The organism is Ruegeria sp. BB6 (assembly GCF_056539385.1).
Genome location: NZ_JBQFUW010000002.1, coordinates 699,236 through 715,487, shown reverse-complemented (window position 1 = coordinate 715,487; position 16,252 = coordinate 699,236). Strand labels below are relative to the sequence as shown.

General features: G+C 58.6%; 14 protein-coding genes and 1 tRNA gene. 8 read left to right on the top strand and 7 right to left on the bottom strand.

The window, feature by feature from the left end; all coding sequences use genetic code 11:
• Positions 1 to 193 precede the first annotated feature (193 nt).
• The 6 genes from ACR0B7_RS07925 to ACR0B7_RS07900 form a co-directional block, all read right to left on the bottom strand.
• Positions 194 to 1,186, bottom strand: coding sequence for an ABC transporter ATP-binding protein (locus ACR0B7_RS07925; RefSeq protein WP_170484083.1), 993 nt, complete (start codon positions 1,184 to 1,186; stop codon positions 194 to 196).
• Entirely contained in the window at positions 1,183 to 2,217 is a 1,035-nt protein-coding gene (locus tag ACR0B7_RS07920; RefSeq protein ID WP_170484081.1) for a Gfo/Idh/MocA family protein, read from the bottom strand. The genes ACR0B7_RS07925 and ACR0B7_RS07920 overlap by 4 nt, the downstream gene beginning before the upstream one ends.
• Positions 2,214 to 3,053, bottom strand: a complete 840-nt coding sequence (locus ACR0B7_RS07915; protein WP_170384640.1) for a carbohydrate ABC transporter permease — start codon at positions 3,051 to 3,053, stop codon at positions 2,214 to 2,216. Before ACR0B7_RS07915 ends, ACR0B7_RS07920 begins: the two co-directional genes overlap by 4 nt.
• A gap of 10 nt (positions 3,054 to 3,063) precedes the next feature.
• A complete protein-coding gene (locus tag ACR0B7_RS07910; RefSeq protein WP_170484080.1) occupies positions 3,064 to 3,978 on the bottom strand; it encodes a carbohydrate ABC transporter permease in 915 nt (304 codons plus the stop codon).
• Positions 3,979 to 4,044: 66 nt separating this feature from the next.
• Positions 4,045 to 5,298, bottom strand: coding sequence for an ABC transporter substrate-binding protein (locus tag ACR0B7_RS07905; RefSeq protein ID WP_170484078.1), 1,254 nt, complete (start codon positions 5,296 to 5,298; stop codon positions 4,045 to 4,047).
• Between the two features lie 17 nt (positions 5,299 to 5,315).
• Positions 5,316 to 6,209: an N-acetylmuramic acid 6-phosphate etherase gene (locus ACR0B7_RS07900; RefSeq protein ID WP_170484075.1), complete on the bottom strand. Its 894-nt coding sequence runs from the start codon at positions 6,207 to 6,209 to the stop codon at positions 5,316 to 5,318.
• A gap of 169 nt (positions 6,210 to 6,378) precedes the next feature.
• Here ACR0B7_RS07900 and ACR0B7_RS07895 point away from each other — a divergent pair, with 169 nt between their 5' ends.
• From ACR0B7_RS07895 to ACR0B7_RS07860, 8 genes are all read left to right on the top strand, one after another.
• Positions 6,379 to 7,254, top strand: coding sequence for a BadF/BadG/BcrA/BcrD ATPase family protein (locus ACR0B7_RS07895; RefSeq protein ID WP_170484072.1), 876 nt, complete (start codon positions 6,379 to 6,381; stop codon positions 7,252 to 7,254).
• Positions 7,241 to 7,990, top strand: a complete 750-nt coding sequence (locus tag ACR0B7_RS07890) for a GntR family transcriptional regulator (RefSeq protein WP_170484070.1) — start codon at positions 7,241 to 7,243, stop codon at positions 7,988 to 7,990. Before ACR0B7_RS07895 ends, ACR0B7_RS07890 begins: the two co-directional genes overlap by 14 nt.
• A gap of 19 nt (positions 7,991 to 8,009) precedes the next feature.
• Positions 8,010 to 9,038 (top strand): SIS domain-containing protein, encoded by a 1,029-nt coding sequence (locus ACR0B7_RS07885; RefSeq protein WP_170484068.1) that lies wholly within the window; start codon positions 8,010 to 8,012, stop codon positions 9,036 to 9,038.
• Positions 9,035 to 10,171, top strand: coding sequence for an N-acetylglucosamine-6-phosphate deacetylase (nagA, locus tag ACR0B7_RS07880; protein WP_170576576.1), 1,137 nt, complete (start codon positions 9,035 to 9,037; stop codon positions 10,169 to 10,171). The genes ACR0B7_RS07885 and nagA overlap by 4 nt, the downstream gene beginning before the upstream one ends.
• Before the next feature lie 139 nt (positions 10,172 to 10,310).
• Positions 10,311 to 10,385, top strand: a tRNA-Gly gene (locus tag ACR0B7_RS07875).
• A 128-nt stretch (positions 10,386 to 10,513) separates the two neighbouring features.
• Entirely contained in the window at positions 10,514 to 12,334 is a 1,821-nt protein-coding gene (locus ACR0B7_RS07870; RefSeq protein ID WP_170411267.1) for an ABC transporter transmembrane domain-containing protein, read from the top strand.
• 156 nt (positions 12,335 to 12,490) lie between these two features.
• A complete protein-coding gene (locus ACR0B7_RS07865) occupies positions 12,491 to 14,380 on the top strand; it encodes an acyl-CoA synthetase (protein ID WP_170576575.1) in 1,890 nt (629 codons plus the stop codon).
• 12 nt (positions 14,381 to 14,392) lie between these two features.
• Complete coding sequence (locus tag ACR0B7_RS07860) at positions 14,393 to 15,316, top strand: alpha/beta hydrolase (RefSeq protein ID WP_170484061.1); 924 nt, start codon at positions 14,393 to 14,395, stop codon at positions 15,314 to 15,316.
• Here ACR0B7_RS07860 and ACR0B7_RS07855 read toward each other — a convergent pair whose 3' ends face one another.
• A complete protein-coding gene (locus ACR0B7_RS07855; RefSeq protein ID WP_170569383.1) occupies positions 15,317 to 16,153 on the bottom strand; it encodes an alkaline phosphatase family protein in 837 nt (278 codons plus the stop codon). It lies immediately after the preceding gene.
• Positions 16,154 to 16,252: the final 99 nt, after the last annotated feature.

The following is a 16,252-nucleotide window of genomic DNA, read 5'->3' as shown; positions in this document are numbered from 1 at the left end:
AGCTATGAAAAGGACTTACAGCCCTATTGTGACAATTGAATAGCAACCTTCGCACAAGCGTCTGGCTGGTCTTCTGCTAGGCTGGCACTGCCCGAAATATATGCTCCAAAGAACCGAAGTTCCAACCAAATGGCAGGATTTTAACTTCGGTGCTTGTTGGAGTGCTATGGAGTTTTGGTGTTTGTGAGCGCGCCTAGCGCAAACGCTGCCCGTTGGCATCAAAGCGATAGGCTTTGTCCGGGGTATAGGCGAATCGCAGCTCCTCACCTTCGCGGATCGCGTGTTGGCCAAACAATCGGGCGGTTACCGAATGGTCGTTTACCTTGGCGATGACATTCGTATCGCCGCCCAGCTTTTCAACATGGCTAACCCGCGCGGTCAGTGGGCCGTCATCGGACAGGAACAGATCCTCTGGGCGAATGCCGATGGTGTTCTGGCCTTCACCCAGCAACCCCTCGGGCAGGAAGTTCATCGATGGTGATCCAAGGAACCCGGCGACGAATTGGTTGGCGGGGTTGTTGTACAGCTCCATCGGGCTGCCGATCTGTTCGACCCGCCCGTCGCGCAGCACGACGATCTTGTCGGCCAGCGTCATCGCCTCGGTCTGGTCGTGAGTGACATAGATCATCGAGGCATCCAGCGCCCGGTGCAGGTTTGCAATCTCAATCCGCGTGTTCATCCGCAGCGCGGCGTCGAGGTTCGACAGCGGCTCGTCAAACAGGAACAGTTTCGGCTTGCGCACGATGGCGCGTCCGATCGCAACACGCTGCCTCTGACCGCCGGACAGTTCCGAGGGGTAGCGATCCAGATATTCCTCGAGGTTCAGCATCCGGCTGGCCGTAGCGACGCGTTCCTCGATCACGGCCTTGGACTGCTTTTCCTGTTTCAAAGCCAGCGTCATGTTCCCGCGCACGTTCAGGTGCGGATAAAGCGCATAGCTTTGGAACACCATTGCGATCCCGCGTTTCGAGGGCGGCACCAGATTGACCTGCTGGCCGTCGATATTGATCTCACCCGAGGACGCATCCTCCAACCCCGCAATCACGCGCAACAAGGTGGACTTGCCACAGCCCGAGGGACCGACGAAAACGACGAACTCACCTTCTTCGACTTCAAGCGTGATGTCTTTCAGAACATGCACATTGCCAAAGGACTTGTTCACATTGGTCAGGGTCAGAGCGGTCATGTCGTGGGCTCCTTGAGCGAAACGGGTTGGCCGGTGCGGATGCTTTCATCTGCGGCCAGACAAATGGCAAGGGATTGGACGGCGTCATTCATATGGCGCGTCAGGTCGATATCGTCTGCGACGGCGCGCAGCATGTAGGCTTGCTCGGCGTCGCACAGTTCCTGATGGCCGGGTTCGTCAGGCATCTCGACGGTGCGGTCGCCGCCCGGCGTGTGGATCAGCAGACCGCCAACCTTGGTGTGGCCGTCGATATCAGCCGACGCGCCCTTGTTGCCATCGGTGATCGAGACCGACCCATTGGGCGAGACGATGTCTTTCACGAAAAACGCGGTCTCAGACATCATCGGACCCCATCCGGCCTCATACCAGCCGACCGAGCCGTCGTCGAAGATCACCTGAAATTGGCCGTAATTATACATGTCCTCGGCGATTTCATCGGACAGGCGCAGGCCCATACCATGCACGCGAACCGGCTGCGCATCGGTGATCTGGCACATCACATCCACATAGTGCACGCCGCAATCCACGATGGGTGAGGTGGTCTGCATCAGCGCCTTATGTGTCTCCCATTCCGCGCCCGAGGATTGCTGGTTCAGGTTCAGGCGGAACACGTAAGGCCCGCCCAGATCGCGAGCCTCAGAGATCAGTCGCATCCATGAGGGGTGGTGGCGCAGGATATATCCCACGACCAGCTTGCGGTTCAGTCGGGTGGCGGTTTGCACCACGCGCCGCGCATCTGCCACGTTTGTGGCGAGCGGTTTTTCCACAAACACATGCGCACCTGCCTCCATCGCGGCGCAGGCGAAATCGGCGTGGCTGTCGGAATAGGTGGCGACGATCACCAGATCGGGTTGTGTCTCAGCCAGCGCGGTCTGGAAATCCGAATAGGCGGGATATTGACCCAGCTCGGGATGATCCACGCGCCCGGACCGGTTCACCAACCCCACGATCTGCGCGTCGGGGTGGTTGTGATGGGCCAGAGCGTGGCTCAGCCCCATATTGCCAAGGCCAGCAATCAGAACTTTGGTCATTTGACAGCTCCTGAAGTGATGCCGCGGATAAGCTGGCGCGAGAAAATGACATAGAGGATCAATACCGGCAGGATCGCCATCGACAGTGCTGACAGAACCGCGTTCCAGTCGGTGACGAATTGCCCGATGAAGACTTGGCTGCCCAGCGTCAGGGTTTTGGTCTCTTCTGCCGGGGCAAGGATCAGCGGGAACCAGAGGTCATTCCAGATCGGGATCATGTTGAACACGGCCACGGTCGCCATCGCGGGCCGGACCAGAGGCAGAACCAGCCGGAAAAAGATCGTGTATTCCGACAGCCCGTCGATGCGGCCCGCGTTTTTCAGGTCATCGCTAACCTGCCGCATGAACTCGGACAGGATGAACACCGCCAGCGGTAGTCCTTGGGCCGTGTAGACCAGAATCAACGCCCAAAGCGTGTTCACCAACCCGGTGGCCACCATCATCTCAAGGATGGCCACGGTGCCGATGCGGATTGGGATCATGATGCCCAGCGCCAGATACAGACCCATCACCAAGTTGCCCTTGAACTGATATTCCGACAGCGCATAGGCGGCCATCGCCCCGAACAGCAGGATAAAGAACAGCGACGCGACGGTGACGATCATCGAGTTCTGGAAGTAGAGGAAAAAATCCCCCTGCTTCATCACCGTCTCGTAGCCAATCATTGAAAAACTGTCGGCATTCGGCAGCGCCAGTGGTTCGCGAAAGATCGCGCGGCGGGATTTGAAGCTGTTGATCAGGATCACAAAGACCGGGAACAGGGCGATCAGGGTGTAAAGGATCAGCGCCCCGTGCATTGCGGCGGTGTTGATCGGGTTATGGCGTGCTTTGTTCATCGCAGGACCCTCACAGTTGATACCGGCGCATCCGGGTTTGGATGCCGAACAGGTAAATGCAGACGCCCACAAGGATGATCGCGAACATGGCGCCTGCGATAGCCGATCCCATATGTGGGTCGCCCAGTTGCAACTGGAAGCCAAAGAAGGTGCGATACATGAAGGTGCCCAAGATATCGGTCGAGAAATCCGGCCCCGCCAACGCGCCCTGCGCGGCATAGATTAGGTCGAACGCGTTGAAGTTCCCCACGAAAGTCAGGATCGAGATGATCCCGATCGACGGCAGGATCAGCGGCAGCTTGATCTTCCAGAAGGCCGAGGCCCCTGTGATGCCGTCAATCTCTCCGGCCTCAAGAATTTCTTCGGGGATGGTCAGCAGGGCGGCATAGATCAGCATCATCGGGATGCCCACGAATTGCCAGACCGAGATCAGCGCAAGCGTGGTTAAGGCGTATTCCTCTTTACCAAGCCAGGGCGCGAACAGGGATTTCAGGCCAATGGCGTCCAGCATTGAAGGGGCGATGCCCCAGATGGGCGACAGGATCAGTTTCCATGCAAAGCCAACGATCACAAAACTCAGGATCGTCGGGATGAAAATCGCCGACCGATAGAGCGCCGAGAACCGCAGACGCGGGTGGCTGAGCAGCGCCGCCAGCGCGATGCCGATGGGGTTCTGCACCAGCATATGGATCAGGAAGAACCAAAAGTTGTTGCCCAGGGCGTTCCAGAACTGCTCGGACCAGATGGGGTCGAAAAACAGGGTTTGAAAGTTCTGCAATCCAACGAACACGCGGCTTTGATCGACCTCGGTATACAGCGCCAGTCGCAGCGTGTTGAACAGCGGGAAGATCATCACCGCCGTATAAACCAGCACGGCAGGTGCCAGAAATACAACGATATGCCAGCGGAAGCGGGGGCGATTCATGGATCAGCTTTCAAAGGAGTGAAGGGGGGTACCCGGGCGAATAGTTCCGCCCGGGTATGCGTCAACTTACTGATGCGGTGCGTACCACGAGGCCAGACCCTCTTGCAGTCGCGCGCCTGCATCGGCGGGGCTTTCCGCGCCTTTGACGACCTGAGCCGAAGCGTTCCAGGTTTCGTTCTCAAGGTTCGGCGTGCCGCGCGACAGGATCTGGTAGGTGGACCGGATTGTTGAGCCGCAGTCATTCCGCCAGCTTACGAATTCCTGCGCCAGCGGATCTTCCATCGCGATGTCGTGGCTCGACAGCGAGAAGAAGCCCGGCAGAGCGTTGGCATAGATCGTGGCGAACTCGGATGTGCCCATCCAGTCAAGGAAGGTGCGCGCTGCTTCGGCATTTTCCGACGCCGCGTTCAAGCCCATCGCAATGTCCGTGTGGTCAGAGATATAGCAATCGTCACCCGCGTTGCGGACCGGGGGCTTGAACGCGCCCATCTCGAAATCGGCCTGCGCATTGAAGCCCGAAATCTCCCACGAACCGGCCGGATAAATCGCAGCGCGTCCAAGGGTAAAGATGTTCTGGCTGTCGGGGTAGGTCTGTGCCTCGAAACCGTCGCCCAGATAGTCCTTCCAGCGTGCAATGGTTTCATATGGCTCGACCCACTGCGGATCGGTCAAGGACTGCTCGCCTGAGATCAGCGCCAGACGGCCTTCCTCACCCTTCCAGTAGTTGGGGCCGATATTCTGGTAGCCCATCGTGGCGGCTTCCCACTGGTCGTTGGTCCCCATTGCCATCGGGATATAGGTGCCGTCTTCCTTGAACTTGTCCAGCGCGGCAAAGAACTCGTCTTCCGTAGTGGGAACGTCGATGCCCAATTCTGCAAATGCGTCTTTGTTGTAGATGAACCCGTGGATCACCGATGCCATTGGTACGCAGAAAGTGGCTGAGCCGTCATCGTTCTGCCACGCGGATTTCGCCACATCCGAAAAGTTATCCATCGCGCCCAGATCGCTCAGGTCAGCCAGGTTCCCGTTTTCAAACAGCAAAAGCGACGTGTCGAAGGGGCGGCAGGTGATGAGATCGCCCGCAGAGCCAGCTTCCAGTTTGGCGTTCAGAACCGCGTTGTATTCCGCGGGGGCAGAGGGCGTGAAGTTCACCTTGATGCCCGGGTTGGCGGCTTCAAATGCCGGGATGATTTTTTCCTGCCACAGCGTCAGGTCGTCGTTGCGCCAGCTTTCGATGGTCAGCGTCACGTCCTCGGCCAAGGCAGAGGTTGCCATAAGCGTTGTGCTCAATAGGGCAAGTTTCAGGCTTTTGCGTTTCATTGTATTCTCCCAGTTGGTTAGCAGTTGTTTTTGGTTTCCAATGCGGCGCTCAGGATGCCGTTTGTCGCCTTTAGTTGTTCCGTTGCTTGGGTCAGAGACAGGTCGCGCGCTGCGATCAAGATGGCGGGCTTAACGTCGCCGCGCGCACTGTCCAAAGCTGATTGTGCTGAGGCCGCATCCACTTTGGCGATCCGAGATACGATACCGGCGGCCCGCGCGCGCAGCTTGTCATTGTCAGCGCGCAGATTGACCATCATGCCCTGATGTACGTGCCCAAGTTCGAGCGCCATCAGCGAAGACAGCATGTTCAAAGCAATCTTCTGCGCCGTCCCTGCGCCCATGCGGGTTGATCCGGAAATCAGTTCAGGCGGTGTGGCCAGAAGGATCGGGATGTCGGCGTTTTCCAGCAGCGGGCTTTGCGCGTTGTTGGCGATGCCGATCACGGTGGCACCTTTCCGTTGAGCGATTTCGCAGGCCGCCAATGTGTATGGCGTGGACCCGCTGGCTGACACTGCGATAACCGTGTCATTGGCCTGAAGGTCTTGCAGGTCGTTTCTGAGGCCCGCGTCCTCGTCTTCGGCTGCGCCAGGCATTTCAACGCCGGTTGGCAGCCCGCCCGCCATGTGAATCCGCAATTGGTTCGCGGGGATTGAGAACGTGCCCCCAAGCTCTTGCGCGTCGGCGGCCGCCATAAGGCCAGAGGAACCCGCGGCAACATAGTGAATCACGCCGCCGGAACGGATGGTTTTTGCCATTGCTGCCGCTCCGCCTGCAATTGCGTCCACCGCCTCAAGTGCGGTTTTCGCGGCAGCAACCTGTCCCGAAGCCAGGAGGCGGGCGGACAGCGTCAGGTCGCCCCGGTCAAGCCGCGCAGCGTCTTGGTGCAGTTGTTCAGTCGACGGCAGCGTCAAGAGAATCCCCCCATTGGTTTCCTTTACAATACCTATTGAATACCACTTGTCTATATTTTTCTTTTCACGGTCTAAATTTCGAAAAAATATTCAGTTTGGCGGTGAATTCGGTTCGTTGTCGTCCATTTTTGCCTTTCCTGATGGTGAAAGGTATTATAATGGTATTGTCATGACTGAGTCTCGAAATAGTGCCGTTCTGGCGGTTGATGGGGGTGGAACGCGGTGCCGTGTTGCTTGTGACATGGATGGTGCGGTCCACTCGGTGGAAACTGGCCCGGCCAATGTTTCGAGTGATTTTGACGGCGCGGTTGAGCAGATCAATGTCGGTCTAGAGCGGTTGGCCAGCAGTCTGGGTCGCGGTAAGGGCGACTTGCTGCAATGGCCTTCATTTGTTGGGCTGGCCGGGGTGACCAATGCCGAGATTGCGTCCCGATTGCGGGTGTCCTTGGGCTTGACGCAGGCGCGGATCGAGGATGACCGGCCCGCAGCCCTGCGCGGTGCGTTGGGTGCGCGGGACGGCTTGATTGCACATTGCGGAACCGGATCATTTCTGGCTGTTCAGGTGGGCGGCGAAATGAGGTTCGCCGGGGGGTGGGGGTCTGTTTTAGGCGACGAAGCCTCGGCCCAATGGGTTGGTCGCCGCGCTTTGACAGAGGCGCTGAATGTGGTCGACGGGGTCAAAGCGGAAACCGGTTTGACGCGCGAACTGTTGGTCCGTTTCGACAGTGCCGCCGGTATCGTGCGCTTTGCGGGGTCTGCGACGCCTGATCAGTTCGGTGCACTTGCGCCTGATGTGACATTGGCAGCCAGCCGTGGCGATGCGGTCGCCAGACAGATTATGCAGGCCGGTGCAGATTATATCGCAGAGATGGCAGGGCTTTTGGGCTGGCGTTCCGATCAGGCATTTTGCCTGACCGGAGGAATAGCGGCGCAGTTTGCGGATTATCTTCCGCCTGAAATGCGCTCCGCCTTGCTTGCGCCGTTGGCTGAACCCCTGACGGGCGCATTGGAACTGGCCAAGGAGGTCCGGCATGAGCATCACTGAATTTCTTCGGGCTGACTCGTGGCTTTCTCCCGAGAATGGCCCTCGATACGTTCAACTGCGGCGCAGATTGCAGGAAGGTATAGACACAGGCGTTCTTGCCCCCAATTCCTCGCTTCCGTCCGAGCGTGAATTGGTTGAGATTACCGACTTGTCGCGCGTCACCGTGCGAAAGGCCATTCAAGAGCTGGTTCAGGAAGGCGTGATCGAACAGCGGCAGGGGTCGGGTTCCTTCATCCGCGAACGCGTGCCAAAGGTCGAGCAATCCTTGACGCATCTGACCAGTTTTACCGAGGACATGTCGAGCCGGGGCATGAAGACCGCCTCGAAGTGGCTTGAACGAGGAGTTTTCGCGCCAACGACCGAAGAAGTTGCTGCGCTGAACCTTGCGGAAGGTGAGCAAATAGCCCGCATCTATCGGTTGCGTGAAGCCGATGGCCGCCCCCTTGCGCTTGAGCGCGCGGCGCTGCCGTTGGATATCCTGCCGAATCCGATCGAGGTGACAACATCTCTGTACGAAGTTCTTGACGATCTGGGGCGTCGTCCGGTGCGGGCTGTTCAGAAAATCTCGGCTCTCAACCTTGCTGCGCGCGAGGCTGAATTGCTGGAAGTCCCCGAAGGCGCTGCCGGTTTGAATATCGAGCGTATCTCATTTCTCAAGAACGGGCGGGTCGCGGAACTGACCCGGTCGTTGTATCGCGGCGACGCCTACGACTTTGTGGCCGAGCTGCGGTTGTAACCGGAAGGACCGGAAATTCATGTCTGAATCTACATCGAAAATGCGTCAGGAAATCCTGGAAATCCCGGACGCGGTCGACAGGTTGCTTGCCCAGGGTGCGCCAAAAATCCAAGAAGCCGCCCGGATCGTGCGCGACGCAGAACCACGCTTTCTGATTACAGTGGCGCGTGGATCATCCGACCATGCTTGCAGCTACTTGAAGTATGCAAGCGAGCTGTTGTTGGGCTTGCCGGTTGCGTCGGTGGGCCCTTCTGTAAGCTCAATCTATGGTGCCGAATTGAAGGCGGAAGGCTCGGTCTGCTTGTCCGTGTCCCAGTCGGGGCAAAGCCCGGATATCGTAGGGCTTGCGCGTTCGCTGCGCAGCTCGGGGGCGGCAACGGTTGCGATCACCAACAACACAGCCTCGCGCTTGGCCGAGGTCGCCGACGCAGTTTTGCCCTTACACGCAGGCCCAGAGTTGAGCGTGGCGGCGACGAAAACCTTTGTGACATCGTTGATAGCCGGGCTTTGGTTGCTGGCCGAAGTAAAGCAAGACTCCGATCTTGTCCGTGCGATCCAGGCGCTGCCGCCATTGTTGGAAAAAGCGGCCCACTGTGATTGGTCCGAGGCCGCCGACACCATTACCGGAAGATCCCTGTTTACCCTTGGCCGGGGTCCGTCTTTCGCCATATCCGGAGAAGCGGCGTTGAAGATCAAGGAAACCTGTCAAATTCATGCGGAAAGCTATTCAGTGGCCGAGGTTCTGCATGGGCCGGTTTCGATCGTCGAGGATGGGTTCCCCGCAATCGTGTTCGCGGCTCGGGACGCGGCAGAGGACGCTACGGCGCAAGCCGCTGACGCCCTGGCGGACAAGGGGGCAGCCGTATTCGCGACGACCCGAAAGGTCTCGCGGGCGACAGCCCTGCCGGTGGTTGAAACAGGCCACTGGATTACGGACCCGATCACTGCCATCACGGCCTTCTATGGTATGGTAGAGGCCGTGGCTGGTGCCCGAGGGATCGACCCCGACGCGCCTCGGCACCTTAAGAAAGTGACTGAGACGGTATGACAAATCGAACGGTAACCTTCCGAAACGGTCCCATCTTTGACGGCAACCGGCTTTTGTACGACCACGCCATTACTTTTCGAGGCGAGGGCGAGGGCGAAATCCTGCCTGACGCGAGTGCCGCAGGGGACGGGGAAATTGTTGATCTGAAAGGCGATATTCTAAGCCCCGGTTACTGTGACCTACAGGTCAATGGCGGCGACGGCGTCATGTTCAATGATGACCCGTCGGTTGAAACGATCCGTCGAATCGCCGAGGCGCACCGGAGGCTTGGCGTTTTATCGCTGCTTCCAACCTTGATCACCGATACCAGGGAAAAGACGCAAACTGCGATTGAGGCGACTGTGAAGGCGATCCGTGCGGGCGTGCCCGGCGTAGTCGGGCTGCACTTGGAAGGGCCGCACCTATCCGTCGCTCGCAAGGGCGCGCATGATGCTGCGTTGATCCGGCCGATGGACGAACTTGATTTGGCCGCGCTGATTGCGGCGGCTGCCGAATTGCCCTGCCTGATGGTCACCGTTGCGCCCGAGGCCGTAACTGAGCAGCAGGTTTCCGCGCTCCATGAAGCCGGAGTTCTGGTCTCGTTGGGGCACAGCGATGCCGATTTCGCGACGTGCCAGCAATATGCGGCGGCAGGCGCAAGGTGCGTGACGCATTTGTTCAACGCCATGAGCCAGCTAGGAAATCGAGAACCCGGACTTGTCGGCGCTGCGCTGGCCAACGGTGGGCTGTCCGCTGGGATCATCGCTGACGGCGTTCACGTACACCCCGAAGTGATGCGTGCTGCTTGGGCGGCGAAATCCGCTCCGGGTCAGATATTCCTGGTAAGCGACGCGATGGCCGTCGCGGGGACGGATCAGGCCGAGTTCAAACTAGAAGGCCGCCGGATCACGCGGGAAAATGGCAGGCTGACCCTTGAGGACGGCACATTGGCCGGGGCCGATCTGGATTTGACGACCGCGATTCGCGTGCTGGTCACGCAGGTCGGTGTTCCCTTGCCCCAAGCGCTGGCAGCCGCGACCTCATATCCTGCACAACTGATCGCACATTCAGGTGCGCAGCAGCTTCGGTACGCGTCGATGATCCGAATTTCTGCCCGGCTTGAATCGTGCGAATGGCTGCCTCAACGGGCTTGAAAGTCTCTCGCAACCTCTCCTGCCGGGGCAAAAGTAAAACGCGCGGGATGCGTTCTGAGTTTCGCTTGTTGAAATCGAAATCTGCTGTCGAACTGCGCTTGACGGCACCTTGCGCATCGCTTAAACCGACCTCCGCTGAGCGGGCGTCGTATACTGGCTATTACCTCAGCCTTCCAAGCTGATGAAGCGGGTTCGATTCCCGCCGCCCGCTCCAAATCAGCCTGTTTTTTCTGCGTCAAAAAGGCTCTTTGAGGGTCCAAATCATGTTGGCCTGCTTGACCCCAAGTGCTGCTGCCGCCAAGAAGCTGTCACCTACGCGCGAACACGACAAAAGGCCCAGTCATGGCAAAATCCGCCTCAGCCAGCCCTGCAGGAAACCCCGCCCCCGGCGCGACTGAAGATCGCGCCACCTCTAAGAAAATCGGTGTTCTTGCGTCGCTTTGGCCTTTTATGAAACCTTATCGGCTGCTCATGATCGGTGCGACGTTGGCCTTGATCCTGACCGCAGGGATGACATTGACTTTGCCTCTGGCTGTCCGCCGCGTGGTTGACAACTTTCGGATCGAAGATGGCGAGTTGCTGGATTGGTACTTCATGGCGGCTTTGGGGATTGCCGCGATTCTAGCGATTGGTACGGGCATCCGTTACGCGCTTGTGACACGTTTGGGCGAGCGTGTTGTGGCGGATATTCGCAAGGCTGTTTTCGACCGTGTTATAGGGATGAGCCCCGAATTTTATGAACGCATCATGACGGGCGAGGTTCTGAGCCGGATCACCACGGACACCACGCTGATTCAGTCGGTCCTCGGGTCGTCGGTCTCGATCGCCCTGCGCAACATGCTAATGTTTGTCGGCGGGCTTGTGCTGATGCTGCTGACTTCGGCCAAGTTGACAGGGATGGTGCTGCTGCTGATTCCGCTGGTCGTGGTTCCGATTTTGGTATTGGGCCGTCGATTGCGCGCGATCAGTCGTGAAAACCAGGACTGGATCGCAGCGTCTTCAGGCAACGCGGGCGAGGCGCTTACGGCCGTGCAGACCGTACAGGCGTTTACTCATGAACAGGCAAGTCGCAAACAGTTTGGGGACATGACCGAAACTTCGTATGTCGTTTCGCTGCGCCGTATCCACACACGCGCCCTGTTGACGGTCATCGTGATTTTCCTTGTTTTCTCCGGCATTGTCGGCGTGCTTTGGATGGGGGCCAACGACGTTCGCAACGGCGTGATGACCGAGGGCGTTCTGATCCAGTTCGTTATCTATTCGATTATCATGGCCGGGTCCGTGGCTGCCCTGTCCGAGATTTGGAGCGAGCTGCAGCGTGCCGCTGGTGCGACCGAACGTTTGGTTGAACTGCTGAATGCGCAAGATACTGTAAAGGATCCTTCTTCGGCGTCGACTTTGCCAACGCCGGTGCGCGGCGAGATCAACTTTGAAGGGGTCACTTTTCGCTATCCGGCACGGCCCGATGTTGTGGCGCTGGATCACCTTTCGCTTAAGGTTAACCCCGGCGAGACCGTTGCCTTCGTAGGCCCGTCAGGTGCTGGTAAGACAACAGTGATTCAGATGATCCAGCGGTTCTACGATCCGGACTCTGGGCGTGTCAGTTTGGACGGTGTTGATCTGTGTGATCTGGATCGGGCCGATTTTCGCCGTCACATGGCATTGGTTCCGCAGGATCCGATCATCTTTGCGGCCTCCGCGCGTGAAAACATCCGGTTTGGCCGTCTGGACGCCACCGATGCCGAGGTCGAGGCCGCTGCCCGTGCCGCTGCTGCGCATGGGTTTATCTCGGCGTTGCCCGAAGGCTATGACAGCTTTGTCGGCGAGCGCGGGGTGATGCTGTCGGGTGGCCAGAAACAGCGCATAGCGATTGCGCGGGCGATTCTGCGTGACGCACCGGTTTTGCTGCTGGACGAGGCGACCTCGGCGCTGGATGCCGAAAGCGAGCGTGCAGTGCAGGGTGCCGTAGACCAGATGCGCGCGGGCCGCACGACGCTGATTGTGGCGCACCGCTTGGCAACCGTCAAAAAGGCAGACCGCATTGTCGTGATGGAGGCCGGGCAGATCGTGGCCCAAGGAACCCATGACGACCTGGTGGCGCAGGACGGTCTGTATGCTCGATTGGCACGTCTACAGTTTACCGACGGAGTAGCTGCTGAGTAACCTTACGTGGGGGTAAGGCTGAACCGCCGTAGCGTCACGCTGCAAAATTGCGCAATTTGGCGATATTCGCGTGCTTGCACGTGCGCGGTTTTGCTTCCATCCTGTGGCTGAATTCAAACCCGGGCACCACACGGGAAGAGATCAGGGAGGAACCACATGGCCTTTGCGGGACTGGAAGACAAGGCGCGGCTTGAGCAGGAAATGTCGTGGGAGGATCGGGATGTACCGGTCACGTTCCACCAACTTTTGTCGCGGACTGCGGGTAAATTTCCGAATGGAAACGCAGTTAGCTTTCAACTTACTTCGGGTCCCACGGACAAGGCCGAGACACTGACGTGGTCGGAATTGCTGGGCAAGGTCAATCAGGCAGCCAACCTCTTTCGATCTCTGGGCGTGGGTGAAAAAGACGTTGTGGCCTATGTGTTGCCCAACTGTAATGAGACATTGATCACCATGATGGGCGGTGCTGTTGCCGGTATCGTCAATCCGATCAACCCGCTGCTTGAACCTGAACAGATCGCCGCAATCCTGCGCGAGACAGGTGCCAAGGTCGTGGTCACCCTGAAGTCGTTCCCCAAAACGGATGTCGCGCAGAAGGTAGAAGAGGCCGTGCGTCACGCACCCAAGGTCAACACGATCCTTGAAATCGACCTGAACCGCTATCTGACGCCCCCCAAGTCCTGGTTGGTTCCGTTCCTGCGCCCAAAGATGGGGGACAAGGAACATCTGGCCCATGCGAACTACAAGAACTTCAACAAGGAACTGGCCAAACAGCCGACGACCTTGACGTTTGAAGACAGCAAGGAAGACCGGGTCGCCTGTTACTTCCACACTGGCGGCACCACTGGGATGCCGAAAGTGGCGCAGCACAAATACTCGGGCATGATCTACAACGGCTGGCTGGGCGAAACGCTGCTTTTCACGCCGGACGACGTCGTGATGTGTCCGCTGCCGATGTTCCACGTATTCGCGGTTCACGTGATTATGATGTCTGCAGTGTCCTCGGGTACGCATGTCGTGTTCCCGACCCCGGCCGGGTATCGTGGTGACGGTGTGTTCGACAATTTCTGGAAGCTGATCGAGCGTTGGAAAGTCACGTTCATCATCACCGTGCCGACGGCGATTGCCGCCAAGATGCAGCGCCCCGTGGACGCAGATATCTCAAGTGTGAAAACGGCTTTCTCTGGTTCGGCCCCGCTGCCGGTGGAACTATTCCGCCGATTTGAAGAAGCGACCGGCGTGACCATCATCGAAGGGTATGGTCTGACCGAAGCGACATGTCTGGTTTCCTGTAACCCGGTAGATGGCGAGAAGAAAATCGGCTCGATCGGGTTTCCGTTCCCGTATACCGATGTGAAAATCCTTCAGGACGGACCGGATGGGCCGATTGAAGTTGGCACAAGCGAGATCGGTGAGATTTGCATATCGAACCCCGGGGTTTATGCCGGCAATACCTATACCGAGGTCGACAAGAACAAAGACTTGTATCACTGCGACAAATACCTCCGTACGGGGGATTTGGGCCGCTTTGACGAGGATGGCTATCTTTGGATCACCGGTCGCGCCAAAGACCTGATCATCCGTGGCGGTCACAATATCGACCCTGCAGAGATCGAAGAAGCCTTGCTGGGTCACGATGCCGTCGCGTTTGCAGGTGCGATCGGTCAGCCTGACGCTTATGCGGGTGAGGTGCCCTGTGCCTTTGTCGAACTGGTCGAAGGGGCTTCGGTCACCGAGCAGGAGCTTATGGAATATTGCGACGTTCACGTCCACGAACGTGCGGCGCAGCCCAAGCACATGACCATTCTGGACGAGCTTCCCAAAACTGCGGTTGGCAAGGTCTTCAAGCCCGAACTGCGCAAACAGGCGATTACCCGTATCTATAACGGTGCCTTGGAAAAGGCTGGGGTCGATGCGCGCGTCGTGTCGGTGATCGACGACAAGCAACGTGGGCTTGTCGCGCAGCTTGACGCGAACGGTTCCTCGGACGACGATGTAGCCAAGGTGCTGGGATCGTTTACCCGGCCGTGGGAATGGGCTGCCTGACCAGGAGGGAACATGGATTATGAACGCCTGATTGATGAAGAAACTTGGGCGTTCATAAGACGAACCGCTGAAAGTTATCCTGATGACGCGGTCGATCTGACGATCGACGATCAGCGCCGTGTCTATGACGCGATGTGCAGGGATTTTCGCCAGCCGCGACCTCCGGGTGTTGAAACAGAAGACAGGCGCGCCAATGGCGTGCCTGTTCGCATCTATACTGTTGGTGAACCGACGCGAACTGTCGTCTATTTCCACGGCGGCGGTTTCGTTGTCGGAGGTCTGGACAGCCACGACGATGTCTGCGCCGAGATTTGCGCCCAAACCGGGTATCGCGTTGTATCGGTGGATTATCGGCTGTGCCCGGAACATGTTCATCCCGCCCAGTTTCAGGACGCCTGGACTGCGGTAACTTGGGCTGCAACGGAATACGGGGATGCGCTGGTGTTGGCCGGAGACAGTGCCGGAGGAAATCTGGCAGCGGCTGTCGCCCATCACGCGCGCGGGCGACTGGATACGGTGCTGGGGCAGGTGCTGATCTATCCCGGGCTGGGCGGGGATCGGTCGAAGGGGTCGTATCTTGAACACGCCCATGCGCCGCTTTTGACGCTGGAGGATATCGTTTTCTACGAAAAGGTGCGATGCGGCGGACCAGCTCCGCAGGCTGACCCGACTTACGCGCCATTGCACGACAGCGATTTCTCAAACCTGCCGCCGACTGTCGTCATAACAGCCGACTGCGATCCGTTGCGCGACGACGGGCCGGACTACTGCGCCCAGATCACCGAGGCAGGTGGGAAAGCGCATTGCATCAACGAAGCGGGGCTGGTGCATGGATATTTGCGGGCGCGTACCTCGGTCAAACGCGCCGCGGATAGTTTTGAGCGGATCTCGGTCGCGATCGAGGCGCTGGGCCAGCAGATCTGGCCTTACGACTGATTACTTGAGGAACGGCTGTGCCTTCATGGTCTCGGCCACGGGCGCGCCCATCCGGGTCAGGATCGTCGGCGCAAGCTGAAGCTGGTCGATGGCCGCATCCGCCTCGGGGCCTTCCGCATCGCCGAAATAGTACAGCGCGGTTTCTTGCTGCAACGGGCTGCGGCCTCCGTGGTGGCCGCGTTCGTCCTGACCGTGGTCGGCGGTGACGATCACCTCGTACCCCAGTTGCAGCCAGCGGGGGATGAAGGGTGCCAGCATCTCGTCCATTACGAAACAGGCGTGGTCCATTTCTTCGCTTTCGTGGAAAAATCGATGTCCCATACTGTCCAGCGTGCAGGTGTGCAGGATGCCGTAGTCCAGCCCAAAGCGCAGGCACATGTTGGTGAGCTGCGCGAACAGGTCCACGTCGCAGGGCGTCATCTGGTTGGCCTTGCCATAGCCGGTCATGGTGTGGAACCGGCCGTGATTGATCGTCTTGCTATCCGGTTCGTCATATTCCACGTCGCGCACATAATCGAACGGGTGGCGGTTGAAGAATTGCGACCAATAGCTGTGGGTGACAGCGCCGGTGACACCTTCAGCCTCGCGCACCTGACTGAACACGTCCTTGTGGCTCAGACGGAAGACGTTTCCATTGCCGGTGCACCCGTGTTCCTGCGGCGTGACACCCGTGTGGATCGAGGCATAGCAACTGGCCGAGGTCGATGGCAGCACCGAGCGCAGCTTCCATACCCGCGCCTCGCCGCTGTCGACCCAGCCCTCAAGATTGCCGAACAAGCGGCGGAAATTGCGCCACGGAACACCGTCGAGGATAATGAGAAGGAGTTTGCGGTCCATGGTCCGGCCTTTTCGTTAGTTCTTTGGGAGAGCCTAGGGGATTCGCCCTGGATAAGCCGCCCATTCCCGCCCCAAATAGCAAAATCCCGACACCTGTTT

Bases quoted from the DNA above. Each gene is read 5' to 3' on its own strand.
- ACR0B7_RS07925 (WP_170484083.1), bottom strand. From the start codon at position 1,186: ATGACCGCTCTGACCCTGACCAATGTGAACAAGTCCTTTGGCAATGTG.
- ACR0B7_RS07920 (WP_170484081.1), bottom strand. From the start codon at position 2,217: ATGACCAAAGTTCTGATTGCTGGCCTTGGCAATATGGGGCTGAGCCAC.
- ACR0B7_RS07915 (WP_170384640.1), bottom strand. From the start codon at position 3,053: ATGAACAAAGCACGCCATAACCCGATCAACACCGCCGCAATGCACGGG.
- ACR0B7_RS07910 (WP_170484080.1), bottom strand. From the start codon at position 3,978: ATGAATCGCCCCCGCTTCCGCTGGCATATCGTTGTATTTCTGGCACCT.
- ACR0B7_RS07905 (WP_170484078.1), bottom strand. From the start codon at position 5,298: ATGAAACGCAAAAGCCTGAAACTTGCCCTATTGAGCACAACGCTTATG.
- ACR0B7_RS07895 (WP_170484072.1), top strand. From the start codon at position 6,379: ATGACTGAGTCTCGAAATAGTGCCGTTCTGGCGGTTGATGGGGGTGGA.
- ACR0B7_RS07890 (WP_170484070.1), top strand. From the start codon at position 7,241: ATGAGCATCACTGAATTTCTTCGGGCTGACTCGTGGCTTTCTCCCGAG.
- ACR0B7_RS07885 (WP_170484068.1), top strand. From the start codon at position 8,010: ATGTCTGAATCTACATCGAAAATGCGTCAGGAAATCCTGGAAATCCCG.
- nagA (WP_170576576.1), top strand. From the start codon at position 9,035: ATGACAAATCGAACGGTAACCTTCCGAAACGGTCCCATCTTTGACGGC.
- ACR0B7_RS07870 (WP_170411267.1), top strand. From the start codon at position 10,514: ATGGCAAAATCCGCCTCAGCCAGCCCTGCAGGAAACCCCGCCCCCGGC.
- ACR0B7_RS07865 (WP_170576575.1), top strand. From the start codon at position 12,491: ATGGCCTTTGCGGGACTGGAAGACAAGGCGCGGCTTGAGCAGGAAATG.
- ACR0B7_RS07860 (WP_170484061.1), top strand. From the start codon at position 14,393: ATGGATTATGAACGCCTGATTGATGAAGAAACTTGGGCGTTCATAAGA.
- ACR0B7_RS07855 (WP_170569383.1), bottom strand. From the start codon at position 16,153: ATGGACCGCAAACTCCTTCTCATTATCCTCGACGGTGTTCCGTGGCGC.